General features: G+C 48.3%; 14 protein-coding genes. 6 read left to right on the top strand and 8 right to left on the bottom strand.

Annotated elements, in window-relative coordinates; all coding sequences use genetic code 11:
- Positions 1 to 98 precede the first annotated feature (98 nt).
- Positions 99 to 560 carry a hypothetical protein gene (locus AADH33_RS05585; RefSeq protein WP_241900679.1) on the top strand — a complete coding sequence of 154 codons (462 nt, stop codon included), beginning with the start codon at positions 99 to 101 and terminating at the stop codon, positions 558 to 560.
- 55 nt (positions 561 to 615) lie between these two features.
- Here AADH33_RS05585 and AADH33_RS05580 read toward each other — a convergent pair whose 3' ends face one another.
- The 4 genes from AADH33_RS05580 to AADH33_RS05565 form a co-directional block, all read right to left on the bottom strand.
- Complete coding sequence (locus AADH33_RS05580) at positions 616 to 1503, bottom strand: SDR family NAD(P)-dependent oxidoreductase (protein WP_348549835.1); 888 nt, start codon at positions 1501 to 1503, stop codon at positions 616 to 618.
- Between the two features lie 117 nt (positions 1504 to 1620).
- On the bottom strand, positions 1621 to 2667 hold the full coding sequence (dusB, locus tag AADH33_RS05575) for a tRNA dihydrouridine synthase DusB (RefSeq protein ID WP_348549834.1): 1047 nt from the start codon (positions 2665 to 2667) through the stop codon (positions 1621 to 1623).
- A gap of 118 nt (positions 2668 to 2785) precedes the next feature.
- Entirely contained in the window at positions 2786 to 4831 is a 2046-nt protein-coding gene (locus AADH33_RS05570) for a BCCT family transporter (RefSeq protein WP_207968781.1), read from the bottom strand.
- 346 nt (positions 4832 to 5177) lie between these two features.
- Positions 5178 to 5615 carry an HIT family protein gene (locus AADH33_RS05565; RefSeq protein ID WP_075102109.1) on the bottom strand — a complete coding sequence of 146 codons (438 nt, stop codon included), beginning with the start codon at positions 5613 to 5615 and terminating at the stop codon, positions 5178 to 5180.
- Between the two features lie 223 nt (positions 5616 to 5838).
- On the opposite strand from AADH33_RS05565, the gene AADH33_RS05560 reads away from it, so the two are divergent.
- The 3 genes from AADH33_RS05560 to AADH33_RS05550 all read left to right on the top strand — a co-directional run bounded on the left by AADH33_RS05560 (position 5839) and on the right by AADH33_RS05550 (position 10318).
- Positions 5839 to 6588, top strand: coding sequence for a hypothetical protein (locus tag AADH33_RS05560; protein WP_348549833.1), 750 nt, complete (start codon positions 5839 to 5841; stop codon positions 6586 to 6588).
- Between the two features lie 258 nt (positions 6589 to 6846).
- Positions 6847 to 8757 (top strand): dihydroxy-acid dehydratase, encoded by a 1911-nt coding sequence (gene ilvD, locus AADH33_RS05555; protein ID WP_348549832.1) that lies wholly within the window; start codon positions 6847 to 6849, stop codon positions 8755 to 8757.
- A gap of 307 nt (positions 8758 to 9064) precedes the next feature.
- Positions 9065 to 10318 carry a cation:proton antiporter gene (locus AADH33_RS05550; RefSeq protein ID WP_348549831.1) on the top strand — a complete coding sequence of 418 codons (1254 nt, stop codon included), beginning with the start codon at positions 9065 to 9067 and terminating at the stop codon, positions 10316 to 10318.
- Between the two features lie 44 nt (positions 10319 to 10362).
- Here AADH33_RS05550 and AADH33_RS05545 read toward each other — a convergent pair whose 3' ends face one another.
- From AADH33_RS05545 to AADH33_RS05530, 4 genes are all read right to left on the bottom strand, one after another.
- Positions 10363 to 11742 (bottom strand): serine hydrolase domain-containing protein, encoded by a 1380-nt coding sequence (locus AADH33_RS05545; RefSeq protein WP_348549830.1) that lies wholly within the window; start codon positions 11740 to 11742, stop codon positions 10363 to 10365.
- Between the two features lie 83 nt (positions 11743 to 11825).
- Positions 11826 to 12404: a beta-lactamase hydrolase domain-containing protein gene (locus AADH33_RS05540; RefSeq protein ID WP_348549829.1), complete on the bottom strand. Its 579-nt coding sequence runs from the start codon at positions 12402 to 12404 to the stop codon at positions 11826 to 11828.
- Between the two features lie 129 nt (positions 12405 to 12533).
- Positions 12534 to 13448 carry a MaoC family dehydratase gene (locus AADH33_RS05535; RefSeq protein ID WP_100749425.1) on the bottom strand — a complete coding sequence of 305 codons (915 nt, stop codon included), beginning with the start codon at positions 13446 to 13448 and terminating at the stop codon, positions 12534 to 12536.
- A 237-nt stretch (positions 13449 to 13685) separates the two neighbouring features.
- Positions 13686 to 15086 (bottom strand): 3-oxoacyl-ACP reductase, encoded by a 1401-nt coding sequence (locus AADH33_RS05530; RefSeq protein WP_348549828.1) that lies wholly within the window; start codon positions 15084 to 15086, stop codon positions 13686 to 13688.
- A 531-nt stretch (positions 15087 to 15617) separates the two neighbouring features.
- Here AADH33_RS05530 and AADH33_RS05525 point away from each other — a divergent pair.
- Together AADH33_RS05525 and ppk2 are read left to right on the top strand one after the other, a co-directional pair.
- Positions 15618 to 17078, top strand: a complete 1461-nt coding sequence (locus AADH33_RS05525) for an acetyl-CoA C-acetyltransferase (RefSeq protein WP_348549827.1) — start codon at positions 15618 to 15620, stop codon at positions 17076 to 17078.
- Positions 17079 to 17317: 239 nt separating this feature from the next.
- Positions 17318 to 18331, top strand: a complete 1014-nt coding sequence (gene ppk2 / locus AADH33_RS05520; protein ID WP_348549826.1) for a polyphosphate kinase 2 — start codon at positions 17318 to 17320, stop codon at positions 18329 to 18331.
- The last annotated feature ends 60 nt before the right edge of the window (positions 18332 to 18391 follow it).

The following is an 18391-nucleotide window of genomic DNA, read 5'->3' as shown; positions in this document are numbered from 1 at the left end:
GGCGACATGGCGGGCTTTATTAGGATATCCCTTTTACCAGCTGTGCTTAACAAAATACGTGGTAGTACAAACGCTAACAAATCCTTACCATCAGCCTCGTGAAAACAAAAAAATTGTCTGTTATTTTTGCTTGTTATAGTGAGTTCAGTATAACAACGATACCGTGGGACTGGGATGAATTTTACGCAAGGTTTGATCTTAACGATAATAAGGATATTAAAATGAAAACATCTATAGCGGCAAAATCGCTTAAAAATAAATTCTGGATAGTATGTTGGCTGAGCCTCTTGAGTCTTGGTGCTTGCAGCAATGAGACCCAAAAGCCAGATGATAACAATAATAATATAGAATCTAGCGAGATGACGCCTGTGCAAACAGCGAACGAAGATAAGGACCAAGCTTCTACTCCTAACTCTACAGAAGATGAGGAAGGTGCAGGAGGTACAGCGTACTATTCTAGCAGCGGCAGTGTAGAAAATGACCAAAAAGCTGATGATACGGTGACGGTCAATGAAAACAATCCCAACTTAGATAAAACATCTGCAGATGGGGTGCAGTAAGTAAGAATCAAGCCTCAGTAGGGAGCCCTCTTGCACTCCCTACTGAGCGCTCATACTAGTGATGCTCACCAGGCAGTATTTTTGCAAAGATACGCTGCGCTAAATTTGGCTTACTATCGGTCGTCTGGGCAGCCGTCGAGCTCGGGAAGATACGATACCCAATAGACTGTACTCCCACGTTAAATGCAGGTACCAACGAGTAGCTTGCAGACGCAAATCTACCCATGTTGCTGGCGATACTGTTTGGTTTATGGACGATCGCTTTGGCGATCATCATCGCCGCCTCATCAGGCATCAATGCTGGCATATAACGATACAGCTTGGTCGGTGCAATCATCGGCGTGCGCACCAGTGGCATAAAAATGTTGGTGACTTTGATATTATCGCCTTTGACCTCTGCTGCCAGACAGCGACTAAACGCATCAAGCGCTGATTTTGAGGCGACATAAGCGGCAAAACGCGGACTGTTTGCCAGTACGCCAATGGAGGAGATATTGACAATTTGCCCCTTCTTTCTGCCAATCATCGTCGGAAGTAGTCCCAAAATAATCTTGACCGCACCAAAGTAATTGACATCCATCGTGCGCTCAAAGTCATGAAAACGGTTGACTGATTCATGCACTGAACGGCGAATCGAGCGCCCCGCATTATTGACCAATACATCGACATGACCAAAATCAGCAAGAATCCGTTTGCTGACGTCTTCGATATCATCCATATTGGTCAAATCACATGGATAATAACTGGCCCTGCCACCGAGTGTTTCGATATTGTCCGCGACAATTTTTAGCTTGTCTTTGGTACGTGCCAACAAAATCACATGAGCGCCGCACTCACTGAGTAAAAAAGCGGTACGCTCGCCGATACCACTTGAGGCACCCGTGATTACGATATGCTTATCTTTAACCGTTTTGGCGATTGCTTTTTTTGAAGGGTTGGCCATAAAAAGTCCTTTTTGTTTGTTTTATGTTCTTTTGTAGGATAGCAAAAAATATGGCCTGAGGTGAATAAATCGTCAGTACAAACGTCGCGATTGATGATTATTTACCCGCCCTAGTGACTACTGATGCGTACACAAAAAATCCTCGACCACACGAAACTGTCCTGCGGTACTCTCTTCGCCATACATCGCTTGACGAAAGGCATTAGAATTTGGGATGCCCGTGGTGTACCACGCAATATGCTTACGCGCAATACGGCAGCCTGAGTATTCACCATAAAAATCATACAGCTCTTGTAGATGCGCGAGCACAATCTCTTTAATCTCGCGAACACTTGGTGCTGGTAGCCGCTCACCTGTCCGCAAAAAATGACCGATATCACGAAACAGCCACGGCTGACCTTGAGCGGCGCGCCCTATCATCACGGCATCGCAGCCTGTCATCTCGTAGACATATTGGGCTTTTTCAGGGCTATCGATATCGCCATTGGCAATGACAGGGATACTGATACTGTCTTTGACTTCGCGTATCAGCTCATAACGCGCCGTACCTGTATACATATCCTCACGCGTCCGCCCATGAATCGCAATCGCTGCGATACCAGCTTGCTCAGCACGGCGTGCCACTCGCAAGATATTTTCGCGGCCATTTTCATAACCCAGTCGCGTCTTTAGGGTGACGGGAGCATCGACTGCGCCTACTGCCGCATCGAGCAGACGCGCCACCAAATCTTCGTCTTGCAGTAAGGCTGAGCCTGCCAGCTTACGGCAAACTTTTTTGGCAGGACAGCCCATATTGATATCAATAATCTGCGCGCCATTGTCAATCTGATAACGTGCCGCTTCAGCCAGCTTATCAGGCTCAGCCCCTGCTATTTGTGCCGAGATGGGCGCAATTTCATTATCAAAATTGGCACGGTACAAAGACTTTTTGCTGGCATAAAGCGCGGTATCAGCGATGATCATTTCACTGACTGCATGCCCTGCGCTAAAAGATTTGCAAAGCCTACGAAAAGGGTTGTCCGTCACGCCGGCCATGGGCGCGACCATCAGACGGTTTTCGATACTCAGACCACCGATATCAAGCGGCTGTAATAAGGGATGCTGAGCGGCAACTGGCGCTGAAGAATCAGCCATCACAGGATTAGCAGAAGTATTTATAGACATAAAAAACGGCTTGATTTGCATAGAAAACAAGCCGTTATTCTAAGGGTTCGTACGCATATTGCAAGCCATTCACGTCAATCCTTTGCCGCTATGACTTCCAAATAGGCAATGCGCTCGCTTACTTATCAAACACACTGCCCTGCTCTAGGGTAATATCATCGTCATGCTCCTGCATACGCCAAGGCAAAATATCGGGCGAAACATTGACGAAATGCAGATATTTTTCAAACTGATCGATGATATCGTTGATCACCGACTCTGGTTGATAACCATACAAGTCATAGGTTTGGCCACCGCGGCGCAAATAGACCTCGGCACGGTGATGGTGCTCTTGGGGCAGATTACCCGCCATATCTTCGGTATAATAGTCAGGAACTTCATGCTCTGATAATCGCACCTCGTACCAAAACTCGACATTATCACCGCGTCTTAGCTCTAATACCGCTCGATTGTTTACCTCATCATAGTTGACCTCAGGCAACCAGCCTGTCTCGGCAAATTTTTCTGCAACCTCCTGCATCGATGACATCACCGTGCCCTTGATATAGCCGAGCACCTTTTCGCGCGTTGGCTGATTGGTAATATAATCAATACGATCACGCCATGCGTCTAATTTAAGCAGATGCGGCGGTAAATGGTTGTCAGTGGCCAGACTTTGATTACGATGCCCCTCGATACGTAGCGCACGCCACATACCAAACGTCGAGATTAAGATAATCACTGCAAAAGGCAAGGCACTGACGATAGCCGCTGTCTGCAGGGCGCTTAGGCCACCTGCGATCAGCAACACCGCTGCTACAGCGCCTTCTGTAACTACCCAAAATGAGCGCTGCCACCACGGCGTATCACTACGACCACCAGCGGCGAGCGAGTCGATGACCAATGACCCTGAGTCTGATGACGTCACAAAAAAAGTAATAATCAGTAGGACGGTTAATGACGAGACAATTTGAGTAAAGGGTAAGTTTTCTAGCAGCTTAAATAAGGCAATGGCTTGGTTGTTTTGTACCTCACCGATCAGCGCCTCATAACCATCGACCATGATCATATGCAGCGCGGTATCCCCAAATACCGAAAACCAAAAGAAGGTAAACAGCGTTGGCACAAGCATCACACCCAGTACGAACTCACGAATGGTACGGCCGCGACTGATTTTGGCTATAAATAGTCCGACAAAAGGCGCCCACGCGATCGTCCATGCAAAGATAAATAGCGTCCAGCTACCGATCCAATCGCTCGACTGATAGGCTTGTAGGCTAAAGGTGCGCTCAACGATATTGCCCAAATAACTGCCTGTATTTTCCATAAAGGCATTTAGGATAAATATCGATGGCCCGACCACAAACACAAAGATCATCAAAGCCGTGGCCAGCACCATGTTTAAGATAGACAGGCGTTTGACGCCCTTATCCATCCCAGCCAGCACAGACACCAGTGCTGCGGTGGTCACCAGCGCAATGATGATGACTTGTACGGTGGTGCTCACTGGAATCATATCGGGCAATAAGTAATTCAAGCCTGCATTAATCTGAGCCACAGACAGACCCAAACTGGTGGCGATACCAAACATGGTACCTAAAATCGCAAACACATCCACCGTATGTCCGATAGGCCCATGGATTTTGTCACCGATTAAGGGATAGAGGGTTGAGCGCACCGACAGCGGTAAGCCGTGCCGAAAGGAAAAATACGCCAATGACAGCCCCACGACGCCGTATATCGCCCAAATATGAAACCCCCAATGAAAATAGGCAATCTGCATCGCCTCTTTGGCCGCCTCAATCGTCTGCGGCTCTGAGAGTGGTGGACTAGCAAAATGTAAGACCGGCTCGGCAACACCATAAAAGAGCAAGGCAATGCCGTAACCTGCCGAAAACAGCATAGCAAACCATTCAAGAAACTGATATTCAGCTTCTGCATGGTCAGGGCCTAATTTGATACTGCCATAAGGCGAAAACGCCAACACGATGACAAACATCAAAAATATGGCAACTGCCAGCATATAAAACCAGCCGAACGTCTCAGTGGTAAATGCCAGGACGGTACTAAATAGCTCACCGGCCGCCTCTGGATTGATAGCAGTACCAATCACCAATAGCAGCATGATGGCCGCCGCTGGAACAAAAACTGGCAACAAAATAGTGGAGCGAGGTAATTTACTCATAGAAGTGATATCCTCAAAAAGTGACAAAACCGATCAACCGTGCTTATTAAAATATTTTTTGCATAAAATGTCTGATAAATACTTGATACTGCATTTTTGACTTCTTACTTCTGACATTGTCTGCTTATGGGCACTGGTTTGATGAATGGGTTCTAAAGACAAAACTGCTTAACCAACAGTCAGCCATTATGATATTTATCACACTCTCTTAAAAAACCCCAGATAATCTCTGTCCTTGTAACACTACTTTAACGATTGTTACATGACTATTACCAAGCAACAAAAAAGGCAGCTTGTTAGCCGCCTTTAATGTATAAGATATATTTGTTTGTCTACAATGACGATATTATCCTGCAATAACTGCGGCAAGCTGTTGCGCCAGATCTGCCAGCTCGCCTTGATCCGCTTGGGTGACGGCATGACGGCCTAGCTCATGAATACTCGATGGAATCAGATGGACATGATAATGAAACACTGTCTGCCCAGCTTGCGAACCATTTAGCTGCATTTGGATGATACCTTCGCGCTCAAACACTTGGCGCTGCGCTTGCATGACTTTTTTGGCAGTCATCAGTACCGCTGCCGCATATTCTGGCTCCAGATCAGCCAAATCGATTGCTTTTTGTTTGGGAATGACCAGTACGTGGCCTTTTGCTTGTGGCATGATATCCATAAAGGCAAGGGTTTTATCGTCTTCAAAAACCTTGTGATATGGAATCTCACCCTTTAGCATTTTTGCAAAGATGTTATTGTCGTCATACTGAACGTGGTTGTTTTGATTCATTGTTATTCCTTTATTCATTGGCCAGTGTGGTGAGTGAATGACTCGGAAGCTTTGCTCACAACAAGTGTTATATAGTGGACGAAATATCGCCTGAGTACAAGCCGCTTACTGACTTGTCAATCAAAGCCCCCATACCGATATGCGCCGACTCGCTCAGCAATTTATTGGCGATTCATAGACTTTAAATGTTATATTAACCCTCTACTTTAATGATGCTATATTTATGGATTCGCCTACCTTGCCGACGCCCTTATCAAACGACAACCTAAACGACCATTTAGCCGCCAGATCTGCTGCAGAAACGCGTACTGAGCATCCAGCACAGAGCCTGCCGCCTAATAGCGTGATTTTGGCCGAGGCGCTGACCGATAGCAGCATTCATTGGCAAATACACAACTGTAAAGTCAGCAAAAAAACAGTGACGCAGGAGTTGCCGCTGCCTTTTTTATATCATTACGACAGCTTAGACGATGCCATCAAGCAAGCCAACCCGCTCACGCCTGCCCTACTGGCTCAGTTTAATAGGCCGATGAGTGCCAGTGAGGCCGCGCAGCTCATCGGGATTGAGGCCGCGCTCATCAGCAGTCCTTGGCATATCAAGGTCATCGGCTCACTGGTGGTGTTTAGCGAGGCGCTGCAGTTAGCTGTGCGTCTGCACTGGACCAATACGGGCAAAGACACCGAGCAGATCTATACCAAAGAAGCGATGGATGCGCTGAGCACCGCCTTAAAAGACTGGCAGTTTTTTGGCCGCGTCGATGTGCTCTACAAAAACGACAAACAAACGCTTGTCTCTGTTTTAGAGGATGCTGACTCACAAGCGGCGACAAACGAGCGGATACTACCCATCGCCGCCAGCGCTGAGTATCAGCTGTTGCCAGCGCCTCACGCTCTAGAGGTTATCGCCCGACTAGAAGCGGATAAAACCGATCTGCTTTGGTTTGACAAAGCCATCTTAGAGCGCTTAGCATAAATTGTCGTGTTGGGCAGCCTTATGGTTTCTTGTGGTTTGTCATTGATGCGCTTACAGGACGGCACATTGCTATTAAAATAAGATTTTATCGATACGATGAATACCACATGATCATGGCATATTTTTTTCATTCATATCTAATGGTATGGTCATGACCTAGTATTATTCATTGGTCGTTATTTAGTATAAAAAGCACACTATCATCACAGCTGAGGCTGCACTTTTTTATAAACCTCGCCTATTTGTAAGGAAAATCACATGGATTATCGCTCAAAAACCTCTACCGGTGGTCGCAACATGGCAGGTGCTCGCGCACTGTGGCGTGCAACTGGCATGACTGATGGCGACTTTGGCAAGCCAATCATTGCCATTGCCAACTCATTTACTCAGTTTGTACCCGGTCACGTACACCTAAAGGATTTGGGTCAGATGGTTGCACGTGAGATCGAAAAAGCAGGCGGCGTGGCAAAGGAGTTTAATACCATTGCGGTCGACGATGGTATCGCCATGGGCCATAGCGGCATGCTGTACTCATTACCCAGCCGCGATCTGATCGCCGACTCAGTTGAATACATGGTCAACGCCCACTGCGCCGATGCCTTGGTATGTATCTCTAACTGTGACAAAATCACCCCAGGTATGTTGATGGCCGCGATGCGTCTTAATATTCCTGTGGTGTTCGTCTCTGGTGGGCCTATGGAGGCTGGTAAAGTCATAGCCAGTACGGTGGCTCATAGTCATAACAATGATGGCGGCAGCGATGTTCATACCACTGATAATAAAGGCAACGCCATTCGCAAGCTCGACTTGGTCGATGCCATGATGGATGCCGCTGATGACACCATCAGTGACGAAGACGTTTTGGCTATCGAAAGCTCTGCCTGCCCGACTTGCGGCTCGTGCTCTGGTATGTTTACTGCCAACTCCATGAACTGCTTGACCGAAGCACTGGGGCTATCATTGCCCGGCAATGGCTCACTGCTTGCAACCCATGCGCTGCGCCGCGAATTGTTTTTAGAAGCGGGCCGCACGATTGTCTCATTGGCCAAACGCCGCTATGAGCAAGACGACGAGTCTGTCTTGCCGCGCTCTATCGCCACCAAAGCTGCGTTTGAAAACGCTATGAGCCTCGATATCGCCATGGGCGGCTCGACCAACACCATTTTGCATTTACTAGCGGCCGCCAACGAAGCAGAAGTGGATTTTAAAATGGCGGACATCGATCGCCTAAGCCGCGGTGTGCCTTGCCTATCTAAAGTCGCGCCTGCCTCACAAAAGTACCATATGGAAGACGTCCACCGTGCAGGCGGCGTGATGGCACTACTCGCCGAGCTTGATCGAGCAAGCCTATTGACCACCGACATACCGACCATCCATAGTGCCACGATGAAAGAAGCCATCGACAAATGGGACATTATGAACCCTGACAACACCGAAGCACGGGCGCTATATGTTGCAGCACCGGGCGGTGTACGTACCACTCAAGCGTTTTCGCAGGCAAAAGAGTGGCCAAACCTTGATGTCAATCGCGAGTCAGGCTGTATCCGTAGTGTCAAGCACGCCTACTCAACAGATGGCGGCCTTGCGGTGCTTTATGGCAACATCGCCGAGCGTGGCTGTGTGGTCAAAACCGCAGGTGTTGATGAGAGTATTTTAACCTTTACAGGTCGCGCGCGTATTTTTGAGTCACAAGACGCGGCCGTCGCCGCCATATTGGCAGATGAAATCGTCGCAGGTGATGTGGTCATCATTCGCTATGAAGGACCAAAAGGCGGCCCTGGTATGCAGGAGATGCTATACCCTACTACGTATCTTAAATCTAAAGGCTTGGGCAAAGAGTGTGCGCTGCTGACTGACGGCCGCTTCTCTGGTGGTACCTCTGGCCTCTCTATTGGTCACGCCAGCCCAGAAGCGGCGGAAGGCGGCGCGATTGGTTTGGTTATGGAGGGCGACACCATTCATATCGATATCCCAAATCGCACCATCAACATGCAAGTCAGTGATGCCGAGCTGGCGGCGCGCTGCGAAGAAATGGAAGCACGTGGCCGTGATGCGTGGAAGCCTGTCAGCCGTGAGCGTTATGTGACACCAGCCTTACGCGCTTATGCTGCCATGACCACCAGTGCAGATACGGGGGCGATACGCGACGTGAGTCAAGTTGAGCGCTAACGACATCCCTACTCTCTAAAACATCAAGCTGTTGAGAAAAGCCTGCATCGTGCAGGCTTTTTTTTCACCAAAAAACAACGCAGCATGCGTTTTGATAACGATTTTTTGCGGTAATAATATATTTTTGGCGTCATCATAAGACTGACTCAGAGCAACACCGCTGACGACTTTTAGACAAACTGCCAGTCAGATAACTTAGGTGACAGATAACTGAGGTGAGCTGGTTATCGATTAGGCTGTCATACATTAAGTATTTTTAAATAGTTATCGATAAGAATTTTTATAACATAGTCGCGTGCACCCCTTTATGATTGAGAACTACAACGTCTTCTTATTGGTCTGCAGTATCGCCTTTTTGTTTGGGGCGCTGTTTCCTATCGTGTTTAAACGCACCCCGATCTCATTGCCGATGCTGCAGGTAAGCTTTGGGTCGCTGATGGGTTATTGGTGGACGACGTTATCGTTTTTGGATCCGATTGACAATGGCCTTGTCATCGAAAAACTCACAGAAATCGTGGTCTTGGTATCACTGGTTGGCGCGGGTATCAAGATTGATACCGAGCTTTCTTGGCGGCTGTGGCGACCGACGATCAGGCTGCTGCTCATCACCATGCCGATTGGTATTTTTGCCATGGCAGCGTTGGGCTACTATGCTTTTGGTTTGAGTTTGGGGGCGGCGATTTTGTTGGGTGCGGTGTTGGCACCGACCGATCCTGTCTTGGCGTCTAGCATTCAGGTCGGCCCACCAAACACTGGCGGTGAGGACACACCGCGCTTTACCTTGACTTCAGAAGCAGGGTTAAATGACGGATTGGCGTTTCCGTTTGTTTATTTGGCCATCAAGATGGCAGAAGCGTTGAGCGCAGGTCAGCGTTTCGATGGCGAGATGCTCTGGTCATGGTTTACCCATGATGTTTTGTGGAAGATAGGCGCAGGATTGGTGGTGGGTATCGTCGTTGGCAAAGCCATGGCCAAGCTTGTGTTTTCTAAATACAGTCAAGAAACGCCCATCTCGCAAGGCTATGTGGTGATCGCTCTGACGCTGGTTGCTTATGGACTGGCCGAGTATGTAGAGAGCTATGGTTTTATCGCGGTGTTTGTCGCAGCCTTTGCCTTTCGCCGCTCAGAGCACCAGCACAATTACCATCAAAAACTCCATGATTTCGCTGAGCAGTCAGAAGGCTTACTCATGTCGCTGGTACTGGTGGTATTTGGGATGCTGCTCGGTCAAGGCTTACAGTCAGGCATCGAGCTGACATGGCGAGTCTACATCGTCAGCTTTGTATTTTTACTTCTGATACGTCCTATCGGCGGGTTTATCGCCCTATCGGGGCTAGGCCTACCTCATTCCGAAAAATACGCAATCTCGGCCTTGGGCATTCGCGGTATCGGCACCTTGTATTACTTATCCTATGCGCTCAATCACGGCTACTTTGCAGACGATGATGCGCTCAAGTTATGGGTGGTCTGCTCTATTGTGATTTTGATATCTATCTTTATGCATGGCTTGAGTGCGCCAAAGCTGCTCAAAATAACACCCAGTAAGCCGCCTTCGACATAAGCATTATCGAACATGTTAGCAACTTATACACTAGCTACGTGCTACTAAGGCGCTATCAACGCGAGTACTGCTTCGGTCAAAGCAAACTGACGAACGTCATTGAGCATCGTAGTATCGAAGTTATGAATAAAAGCAAACGACAATTGCCGCGATGGATCACACCATGCCACTGAGCCGTTATAGCCCATGTGACCAAAACCCGCCGCAGTATCAGCACAGACACTAAACAGACGATGATAACCCAAGCGCCAATGCATAGGCGCTGGCATGACTGCGTCTAACCCTGTGACTTGGGGCGTGGATAACTGCTCAAAAGTAGCGCGATCGATTAGAGTCTGACCTTGCCATACCCCGCCATTGGCAAGCATGGCATATATCGTCGCCAGCGCCTCAGCCGATGCAACCCCATTAGCAGCAGGGATGACGGCTTGTAGCGTTTGTCGTTGATAGTAATCAATAGGCTGCTTGCCGGCTGGGATAAGCGCTGATTTGTAGTTTTTTAGATTGAGATGGCTGGTATCAAAATACAGACGACTGATACCTGCAGTGGTTAACGCCGGCTGGCGGTGATCTCCTTTATCCGTCCCAGAAGCAGCTACAGAGCGCTGCATCTGCAAGGCTTGCTGCTGCCAACACGCCGCACTTGGTAGATGATTATAGACAAATAAGGTATTTGCCGAGTCTGGTTTTAATGTGGGTTTTTGTCGTTTTTGCCGCAGCTTAGGGGTTGCCATCTCGTCTGTATCAAAGTCTTTGGCCAGCGTGGCGACAAGGTCGACTTTATCATCTGGCACCCCAAAATAGCAGCTATCGGCAATCCCTAATGGCGTTGTCAAATAATGGCTTAGCGCTTGCGCAAGCGGCATCTTGGTGACGATTTCTACCAAGCCGCCCAGCACCCAGCCGTAGATCAGCGCACTATAAGCGGAGTCGTAAGCGTCGGCTTGGTCAGGTTGAGTCATGGTCATGTCGGCAACTTTTTTGCGCATATACGACCAGTCTAGTACCGCCTCGCTATCTGCCTCAATACTGGTAATTGCAAAGAGATCAGCTTGGTGCGACATCACCTGCCGCAGCGTAACATGCGCTTTGCCATTAGCCGCAAATGCCGGCCAATACTGGGCAATGGAGACGTCATAAGCGAGTAGCTTTTTGGAGACCAATACATGAACCAGAGCCGCGAGCACCCCTTTGCCCGTCGAAAAGTTAATCGCTAGGGTTTGCGGTTGCCATGCCATCTCTGGACGCGCCAAGCCCACACTAGCACGAGCGATACACTCGCCTGCCTGATAGACTACTAGCGCCCCGCCAGCTGGCGCATCATCAAGCTGCAATTTTGTCAGCAATTGCTGTAGGCGCTGCTGCAGGGTAGTATTTATTTGAGCGTCATCGCGTTCGTTGGTTTTGTTCATTGTCTCAGTCATGGCAGCCTTACTCTATTATCATAAAAAGGCCACCGTCTGGTCGCCTTTTGTTCTATTAACCGATTACTCTAGGGTATGTCTTATTAGCGCGGGACCAACAAACGATTATACACCTCATCTTCTAGCTTGCTCAGACCGTGACTACGTCCCCGTGCCATGGCTGTATCCATTTTGCGGCCGCGCAGCCAGCCGGCGCGCAATGCCGTTACTGCACCCACTCTATTGCCAGAGCCACAGTGCAGGGCTACTTTTTTGCCATGATACTGGCGCAGGATATTATCAAACGCCAATACTTTTAGCTGCTTTAAATCAGCAGCGCCGCTGATAGGCAGCTGCTCATAATACATGCCTGCGCGCTTGACGGCGGCGGCTTCATCAAAGCTCAGCTCGTCATCAGGCTGCAAGTTGATGACCAGCTCGACGCCAGCCTTTGCCAATGCGTCAACTTTTTGTTCATCCAGAGCGCCGCATACGATGGTATTGGCATCAGGACGAAAATAAGGCTCAAAGATGGTCGAAAGCTCGATGCCATTGTCCACATTGTCCGCATCAGCTGTGGCGCTGTCGCCTGCTGCAGCGTCATTGGCAGCAGCGGTGTTAGTCGCTGCGACATCATTGATTTGATCTGGATTTGGGGTTGTTACTATAGTATGTGAGGTCATAATAATAAAAAGATTCGTTAGTCTGTCTACGTAGGATATATATAAAGACCAACGCGCTTTAGTTCTTAAACGCGTTTGATCCGTTCGCCATAACTTTCGATAGCAGTTACGCGAGAGCCCCAGCTGTATTTACTTAGCGGTCTTGAGCGTCACCAAACCCGCTAGATGAGGCTTGTCATTTTTGGCACTAAATAGACCAAACTCACAACCATCATCCGCGTTTTGTAGCTGTGATACCGGCTCGGCAATCAGCTCTACTTCAGCAGGCAAAAAGATAGGGAGCTTAAAGGACACATCGACAGTACAGGCATCAGGCAGCTCATCCATCAGCGCGAGACATTTGGCTTTCGACCACATACCATGAGCGATCGCTTTTGGAAAACCAAAGGCCCGTGCCGATAGTGGATGCAAGTGAATGAGGTTAAAATCCCCTGAGACAAACGCATAACGACGGCCAATATCTTCTGGTACTTCAAAAACACTGTGGGTCCCATTGTCATCGACAGTCGGTTTTACGGTAACCGGACGCGGTTTGCTTTTTTTGTCTTTACTGCTGCTGGGTTTTTTGCCACGTGATAGATAGGTTGATGTCCCCTCCCACACCACCTCGTCTTTTGATTTGACGGTTGTGACAAAATCAAACTGTTGACCTTGGGCATGGTCACGCAGATTATCAAAAGTCACAGACATCGCCACTGTTTCACGCTCACCGATAGGACGATACTGCGTCACACTGTTGTCTACGTGTACGAGACCGAGCATCGCAAAGGGAAACGGCTCTTTGACCATCATGTTCATTTGCAGCGTCTGCGACAACACAGAAAAATAAGTAATAGGCACTTTGCCATTATCTGCAAAACCACAAATCTTACGATAATCGTCTAAATTCTCTTGATCAATATGGAGGTCATCGACGTAGTAAGTCGCTTGTGGTAACTGATCTTTACTGACTTTGCCACTGTTGCCGATAGGTAATAGGCTTTTGACGATATTGGCATAAGTTGTATGCGCTTTTGGCAACGCATCATAGTGTTTGTCTGACATAAATAAATCCTAAGTGGGGCTGGAGCAAACCTTTTGGGGCATTGTTATCATGAATTCTACGTTTTTATCATAAAAAAGCCACCCTTGGGCAGCTTTATTACAATTTATCAGCAATTTTTTCGTAAGCATATGTTAGGCAATCAAGAAAAAACCTCACATTATGATGTGAGCACCGCTTTATTCTTTAGCGATACTTACCTTTGCCACAGTTTCGCTATGCACGGACAATTGCTTGTATTAAGCACCCAGTAAGCTTTGACCACAAACGCGAACGATGTTGCCATTTAAGCCACCCGATGCAGGAGAGGCAAACCAAGCGATGGTCTCGGCCACGTCTACTGGTAGACCGCCTTGGCTCATGGAGTTCATGCGGCGACCTGCTTCACGAATAGCAAAAGGGATGGCCTCTGTCATTTGCGTCTCGATAAAGCCTGGTGCCACAGCGTTGATGGTCATACCCTTGGCATTGTCTTCTAACTGTTTGGCGGTAGCATTGACCAGTCCGATGACGCCCGCTTTAGAAGTAGCATAGTTGGTTTGTCCCATGTTGCCTGCGATGCCTGAGATAGACGACACACATACGATACGTGCGTTGTCTTTTAATACATCGTTTTCTAATAGATAGCGGTTGAGTCGTGCGATGCTAGCTAGGTTGATATTGATGACCATATCCCACTTTTTTTCATCCATTTTTGCCAACGTCTTATCGCGCGTGACCCCAGCATTGTGAATGATTGAATCAAGCCCGCCGCGCTTTTGTGCCGCCTCTGCGATTTGTTTGCCTGCATCCTCGCTGGTGATATCGACTGTCAGCACAGAGCCGCTGATTTCGCTTGCGACTTTTTGTAGATCTGCCTGCTGCTGCGGCACATCTAGACAGATAACATGGGCGCCTTCACGAGCCAATACGCGCGCGATTGCTTCACCGATACCGCGGCTGGCACCTGTCACCAGCATGGTTTTGCCACCTAAAGGCTGTGTCCAATCGACATCCACTGTGTCACCTTTACTGACACGTACCACTTGTCCTGACACATACGCTGAGCGCGCTGAGGTAAAGAAACGCAGCGTTGAATCAAGATTTTGCTCAGCACCTTCTTCGACGTAGACCAACTGGGCGGTGATACCGCGCTTAAACTCTTTACCAACAGACTTCACAAAACCCTCAAGCGCACGCTGTGCCAAGGCAGCTTCGATGTCTGTGAGGTTCTCTGGCGTACGGCCAATGATGATGACACGGCCTGATTTTTCGACACGGCGCGCCACTGTATGAAAAAATGCATATACTGCTTTTAGCTGGTCGGCATTACTGATATTACTGGCATCAAATAGCAATACTTTAAACTTATCATCGCCGCCCGTATTGGCTTTTGCGTCTACACCAGCATCAGCCAGCGCATCTTTGATATCGTCGCTACTATTGACGTACACATCTGCATGGACCTCTGATAAGATGCGGGCTACTGCAGCGCTTACGCTTTTGTCGTCGCCATCAGCGCGACCGACCAACACACTGCCACGTACCAAAGGCTCGCCGCTCTCAAAACGATCTAACGTCACTGGCAGTGGTAGACCTAAATTTTTGGCCACTTTTTTACCAATAGACGACTGAACAAAATCACCATAACGGTCTGACATAATATAATCCCTATAATAAATGGTTAAAATAATTAAAAATGCAATGCGCCTATTATATAGACTCACCGGACGCATCATTATTGATATTTAGTAAATGCATTAAAATCTGGCTTAACTATACACTTCCGCTATAAACAAGTCCAAAAACTGACAAAGTCTACAACAATCTGTAAACAAGCCAGTATACAAGATGGCAACTTTTTTTCGCGTCACCGCGCCTGATACTGTGTTAAAATCAGACCCATAAGTTATGGAAAATGCAATTATCGATAACAATATATTATCAAATACATTATTATGCAATGGTAATAATCGAGACGCCTGAGTTTACAAAAATAGTCTGGGTTTTAAAGCTGTTTTTTTGCTTCTAAAAATCCTGACCAAGCGGCGACAAGTAAGCGTCACATCGTTTGCCAAAGACATACATTATGCTGGTAAAAACGTCTTATCATAGATGACCATAGTAAGTAATAAATAATGGCCAGCAGCCACCTTTTTTCTTTTGTACCCATACTCTTTAAGGATAATATTATGAGTAATAAAAACAATCACCCTGATAGTCCAGTCGTTGAAAGCACTGTCGTAAAATCTACCGATAGCAGCAAAAAAGACACTACAACCAAAGGCGCTGACAGCAAAAAAACCACTGAGTGCGCAGCCGTCGGCAAAACAGCAGCTGCTACCCAATCAAAAAAGGCCAAACCAGCCTCAAACCTAAACCGCGTCGCAATCTTGGGCGGCAACCGTATCCCCTTTGCCCGCTCAAACGGCACTTATGCTGACGTCAGCAATACGGACATGCTAACCGCTGCATTAGATGGTTTGGTCGAGCGTTATAACCTACAAGACGAAATCATCGGAGAAGTCGTCTCTGGTGCGGTCATGAAGCTGAGCCGCGACATCAACTTAACGCGCGAGGCGACGCTAAATACAGCTCTAAACCCTCATACGCCAACATACGATATCTCACAAGCCTGTGGTACTGGCTTACAAGCGACCTTTGCCTCTGCCAACAAAATCGCCCTTGGTTTGATTGACTCAGCCATCACAGGCGGTGTCGATACCACCTCTGATGCGCCTATCGCTATCGGTGATGGTCTACGCAAAGTCCTTATCAAACTCGGTGCGGCAAAAGACAACAAGCAGCGCCTAAAAGCACTAATGGGGCTAAACCCTAAAGATTTGATCGACACCCCACAAAACGGTGAGCCACGCACCGGCCTATCAATGGGTGAGCACCAAGCCATCACCGCGCTTGAGTGGAATATCAGCCGCGAAGCCCAAGACGAGCTGGCGTTTAACAGCCACAAAAACCTAGCACGTGCTTATGACGAAGGCTTCTTTGACGACCTTATCACGCCATATAAAGGCTTGACTCGTGACAACAACTTGCGCCCAGACACCACGCTCGAAAAGTTGGGCAAGCTAAAGCCAGTATTTGGTAAAAAGAACGCCAACCCAACCATGACAGCGGCCAACTCTACCCCACTCACTGATGGTGCCTCTTGCGTCCTACTCGGTACGGATGAGTGGGCAAAAGAACACGGCCTCAAGCCATTGGCGTACATCGCGCACCAAGAAACAGCAGCTGTTGATTTCATCGGCAAGTCAGGTACTACTGAAGGCTTGCTAATGGCACCTGCCTATGCGGTACCGCGTATGCTTGAGCGTGCTGGCCTAACGCTGCAAGACTTCGACTTTTATGAAATCCACGAAGCGTTTGCGTCACAAGTACTCTCAACGCTTGCAGCATGGGAAGATGAGACATTCTGTCAAGAACGTCTGGGTCTTGATGCGCCACTTGGCTCCATCGATCGCAGCAAGCTAAACGTAAATGGCTCATCATTGGCAGCAGGCCATCCATTTGCAGCGACAGGTGGCCGTATCCTAGCCACTGCAGCTAAGCTACTGGATCAAAAAGGCTCAGGCCGCGCTCTGATCTCTATCTGTGCAGCAGGTGGCCAAGGTGTCACGTGTATCCTAGAAAAATAATACCGCCATTGTCTGTTTAACAGACAGATAGCTTCGGTTGTCTAAAGCACCCGTTAATCACGCGATTAATGGGTGTTTTTTTGTGCATACAATCAGCCAATAAAACCGATGACCGTTGTCTTATCAAAGGCCACTTCACACAATAATCAAACGCACCTACCGCCTAGTCCCCCTGCCAGATGTGCTAAAGTAAAGACCACAACAAACAAAATCATAATAATATTTGGCAGGAGCTTTTTATGAGTAAAATTCCTTCGGCGATTGACCTAAGACTCTTAACCACACAAGAGCGTCAAAAGCTTAGCCCACCCGAGCAAAACAGCTTTATCAGTCGGATGGACAAGGAAGTGTTTGATGATGAGCTACGCCGTAAAATGCACGAAGACCTTATCGACACCTATGATGAAGAGCTAGAAAACGAAATAGATGATTATGTGCGTGATTTTCGTTTTGATGGGCGGGAGATGAGCGAACAAGAAAGGCTGGATCGCCGACTGTACTTTCAGGAGCTGGTGCGCCTGCAGCGCGAGCTTATCAAGCTACAAGACTGGGTGGTCGATCGCGGCGAGCGTATCGTCGTGATATTTGAAGGACGCGACTCGGCGGGCAAAGGCGGCGCGATCAAGCGCATCACCCAGCGTCTAAACCCACGGGTATGCCGCGTCGCTGCTCTGCCCGCACCGACAGAGCGTGAGCAGTCGCAGTGGTACTTTCAGCGTTATGTCGCTCACTTACCAGCGGCTGGCGAGATCGTCTTGTTTGATCGCAGCTGGTACAACCGCGTCGGGGTTGAGCGCGTCATGGGGTTTTGTACCGATGCTCAGTATGAGGAGTTTTTTCAGTCGGTGCCTGAGTTTGAACGCATGCTCGTGCGCTCGGGTATTCGCTTGGTCAAATACTGGTTTTCGATCACCGATGACGAGCAGCACTCACGCTTTATGAGCCGTATTCATGACCCACTCAAGCAGTGGAAGCTCTCCCCAATGGATTTGGAATCGCGGCGACGCTGGGAGGACTATACCAAAGCCAAAGAAACCATGTTTGAGCGCACTCATATTCCTGAAGCGCCGTGGTGGGTGGTAGAAGGCAATAACAAAAAACGCGCGCGTCTTAATTGTATCGCCCATTTGCTCGAGCAAATCCCTTATAAAGAAGTACCGCGTGATGAGGTCGAGCTACCAGAGCGCAAACGCGATGATGAATACTACCGCGAGCCTATCCCAGATGATATGTACGTGCCGCCGCGTTATTAACGACTTATGATTATCTTGCCCTACTCTGTCTTAAACAAAAAGGCCGCGGTATCTCATTTA

The organism is Psychrobacter sp. KFRI-CH2-11 (genome assembly GCF_038239325.1).
Taxonomy (GTDB): Bacteria; Pseudomonadota; Gammaproteobacteria; order Pseudomonadales; family Moraxellaceae; genus Psychrobacter; species Psychrobacter celer.
The sequence above is the reverse complement of the archived record's forward strand: the minus strand, read 5'-3'. Positions and strand labels throughout refer to the sequence as shown.

Excerpts from the sequence above, each read along its gene's own strand:
- ppk2 (WP_348549826.1), top strand. The coding sequence starts at position 17,318 with ATGAGTAAAATTCCTTCGGCGATTGACCTAAGACTCTTAACCACACAA.
- AADH33_RS05525 (WP_348549827.1), top strand. The coding sequence starts at position 15,618 with ATGAGTAATAAAAACAATCACCCTGATAGTCCAGTCGTTGAAAGCACT.
- AADH33_RS05560 (WP_348549833.1), top strand. The coding sequence starts at position 5,839 with ATGGATTCGCCTACCTTGCCGACGCCCTTATCAAACGACAACCTAAAC.
- AADH33_RS05535 (WP_100749425.1), bottom strand. The coding sequence starts at position 13,448 with ATGTCAGACAAACACTATGATGCGTTGCCAAAAGCGCATACAACTTAT.
- AADH33_RS05580 (WP_348549835.1), bottom strand. The coding sequence starts at position 1,503 with ATGGCCAACCCTTCAAAAAAAGCAATCGCCAAAACGGTTAAAGATAAG.
- AADH33_RS05565 (WP_075102109.1), bottom strand. The coding sequence starts at position 5,615 with ATGAATCAAAACAACCACGTTCAGTATGACGACAATAACATCTTTGCA.
- AADH33_RS05540 (WP_348549829.1), bottom strand. The coding sequence starts at position 12,404 with ATGACCTCACATACTATAGTAACAACCCCAAATCCAGATCAAATCAAT.
- ilvD (WP_348549832.1), top strand. The coding sequence starts at position 6,847 with ATGGATTATCGCTCAAAAACCTCTACCGGTGGTCGCAACATGGCAGGT.
- AADH33_RS05550 (WP_348549831.1), top strand. The coding sequence starts at position 9,065 with ATGATTGAGAACTACAACGTCTTCTTATTGGTCTGCAGTATCGCCTTT.
- AADH33_RS05545 (WP_348549830.1), bottom strand. The coding sequence starts at position 11,742 with ATGACTGAGACAATGAACAAAACCAACGAACGCGATGACGCTCAAATA.
- dusB (WP_348549834.1), bottom strand. The coding sequence starts at position 2,667 with ATGTCTATAAATACTTCTGCTAATCCTGTGATGGCTGATTCTTCAGCG.
- AADH33_RS05570 (WP_207968781.1), bottom strand. The coding sequence starts at position 4,831 with ATGAGTAAATTACCTCGCTCCACTATTTTGTTGCCAGTTTTTGTTCCA.
- AADH33_RS05530 (WP_348549828.1), bottom strand. The coding sequence starts at position 15,086 with ATGTCAGACCGTTATGGTGATTTTGTTCAGTCGTCTATTGGTAAAAAA.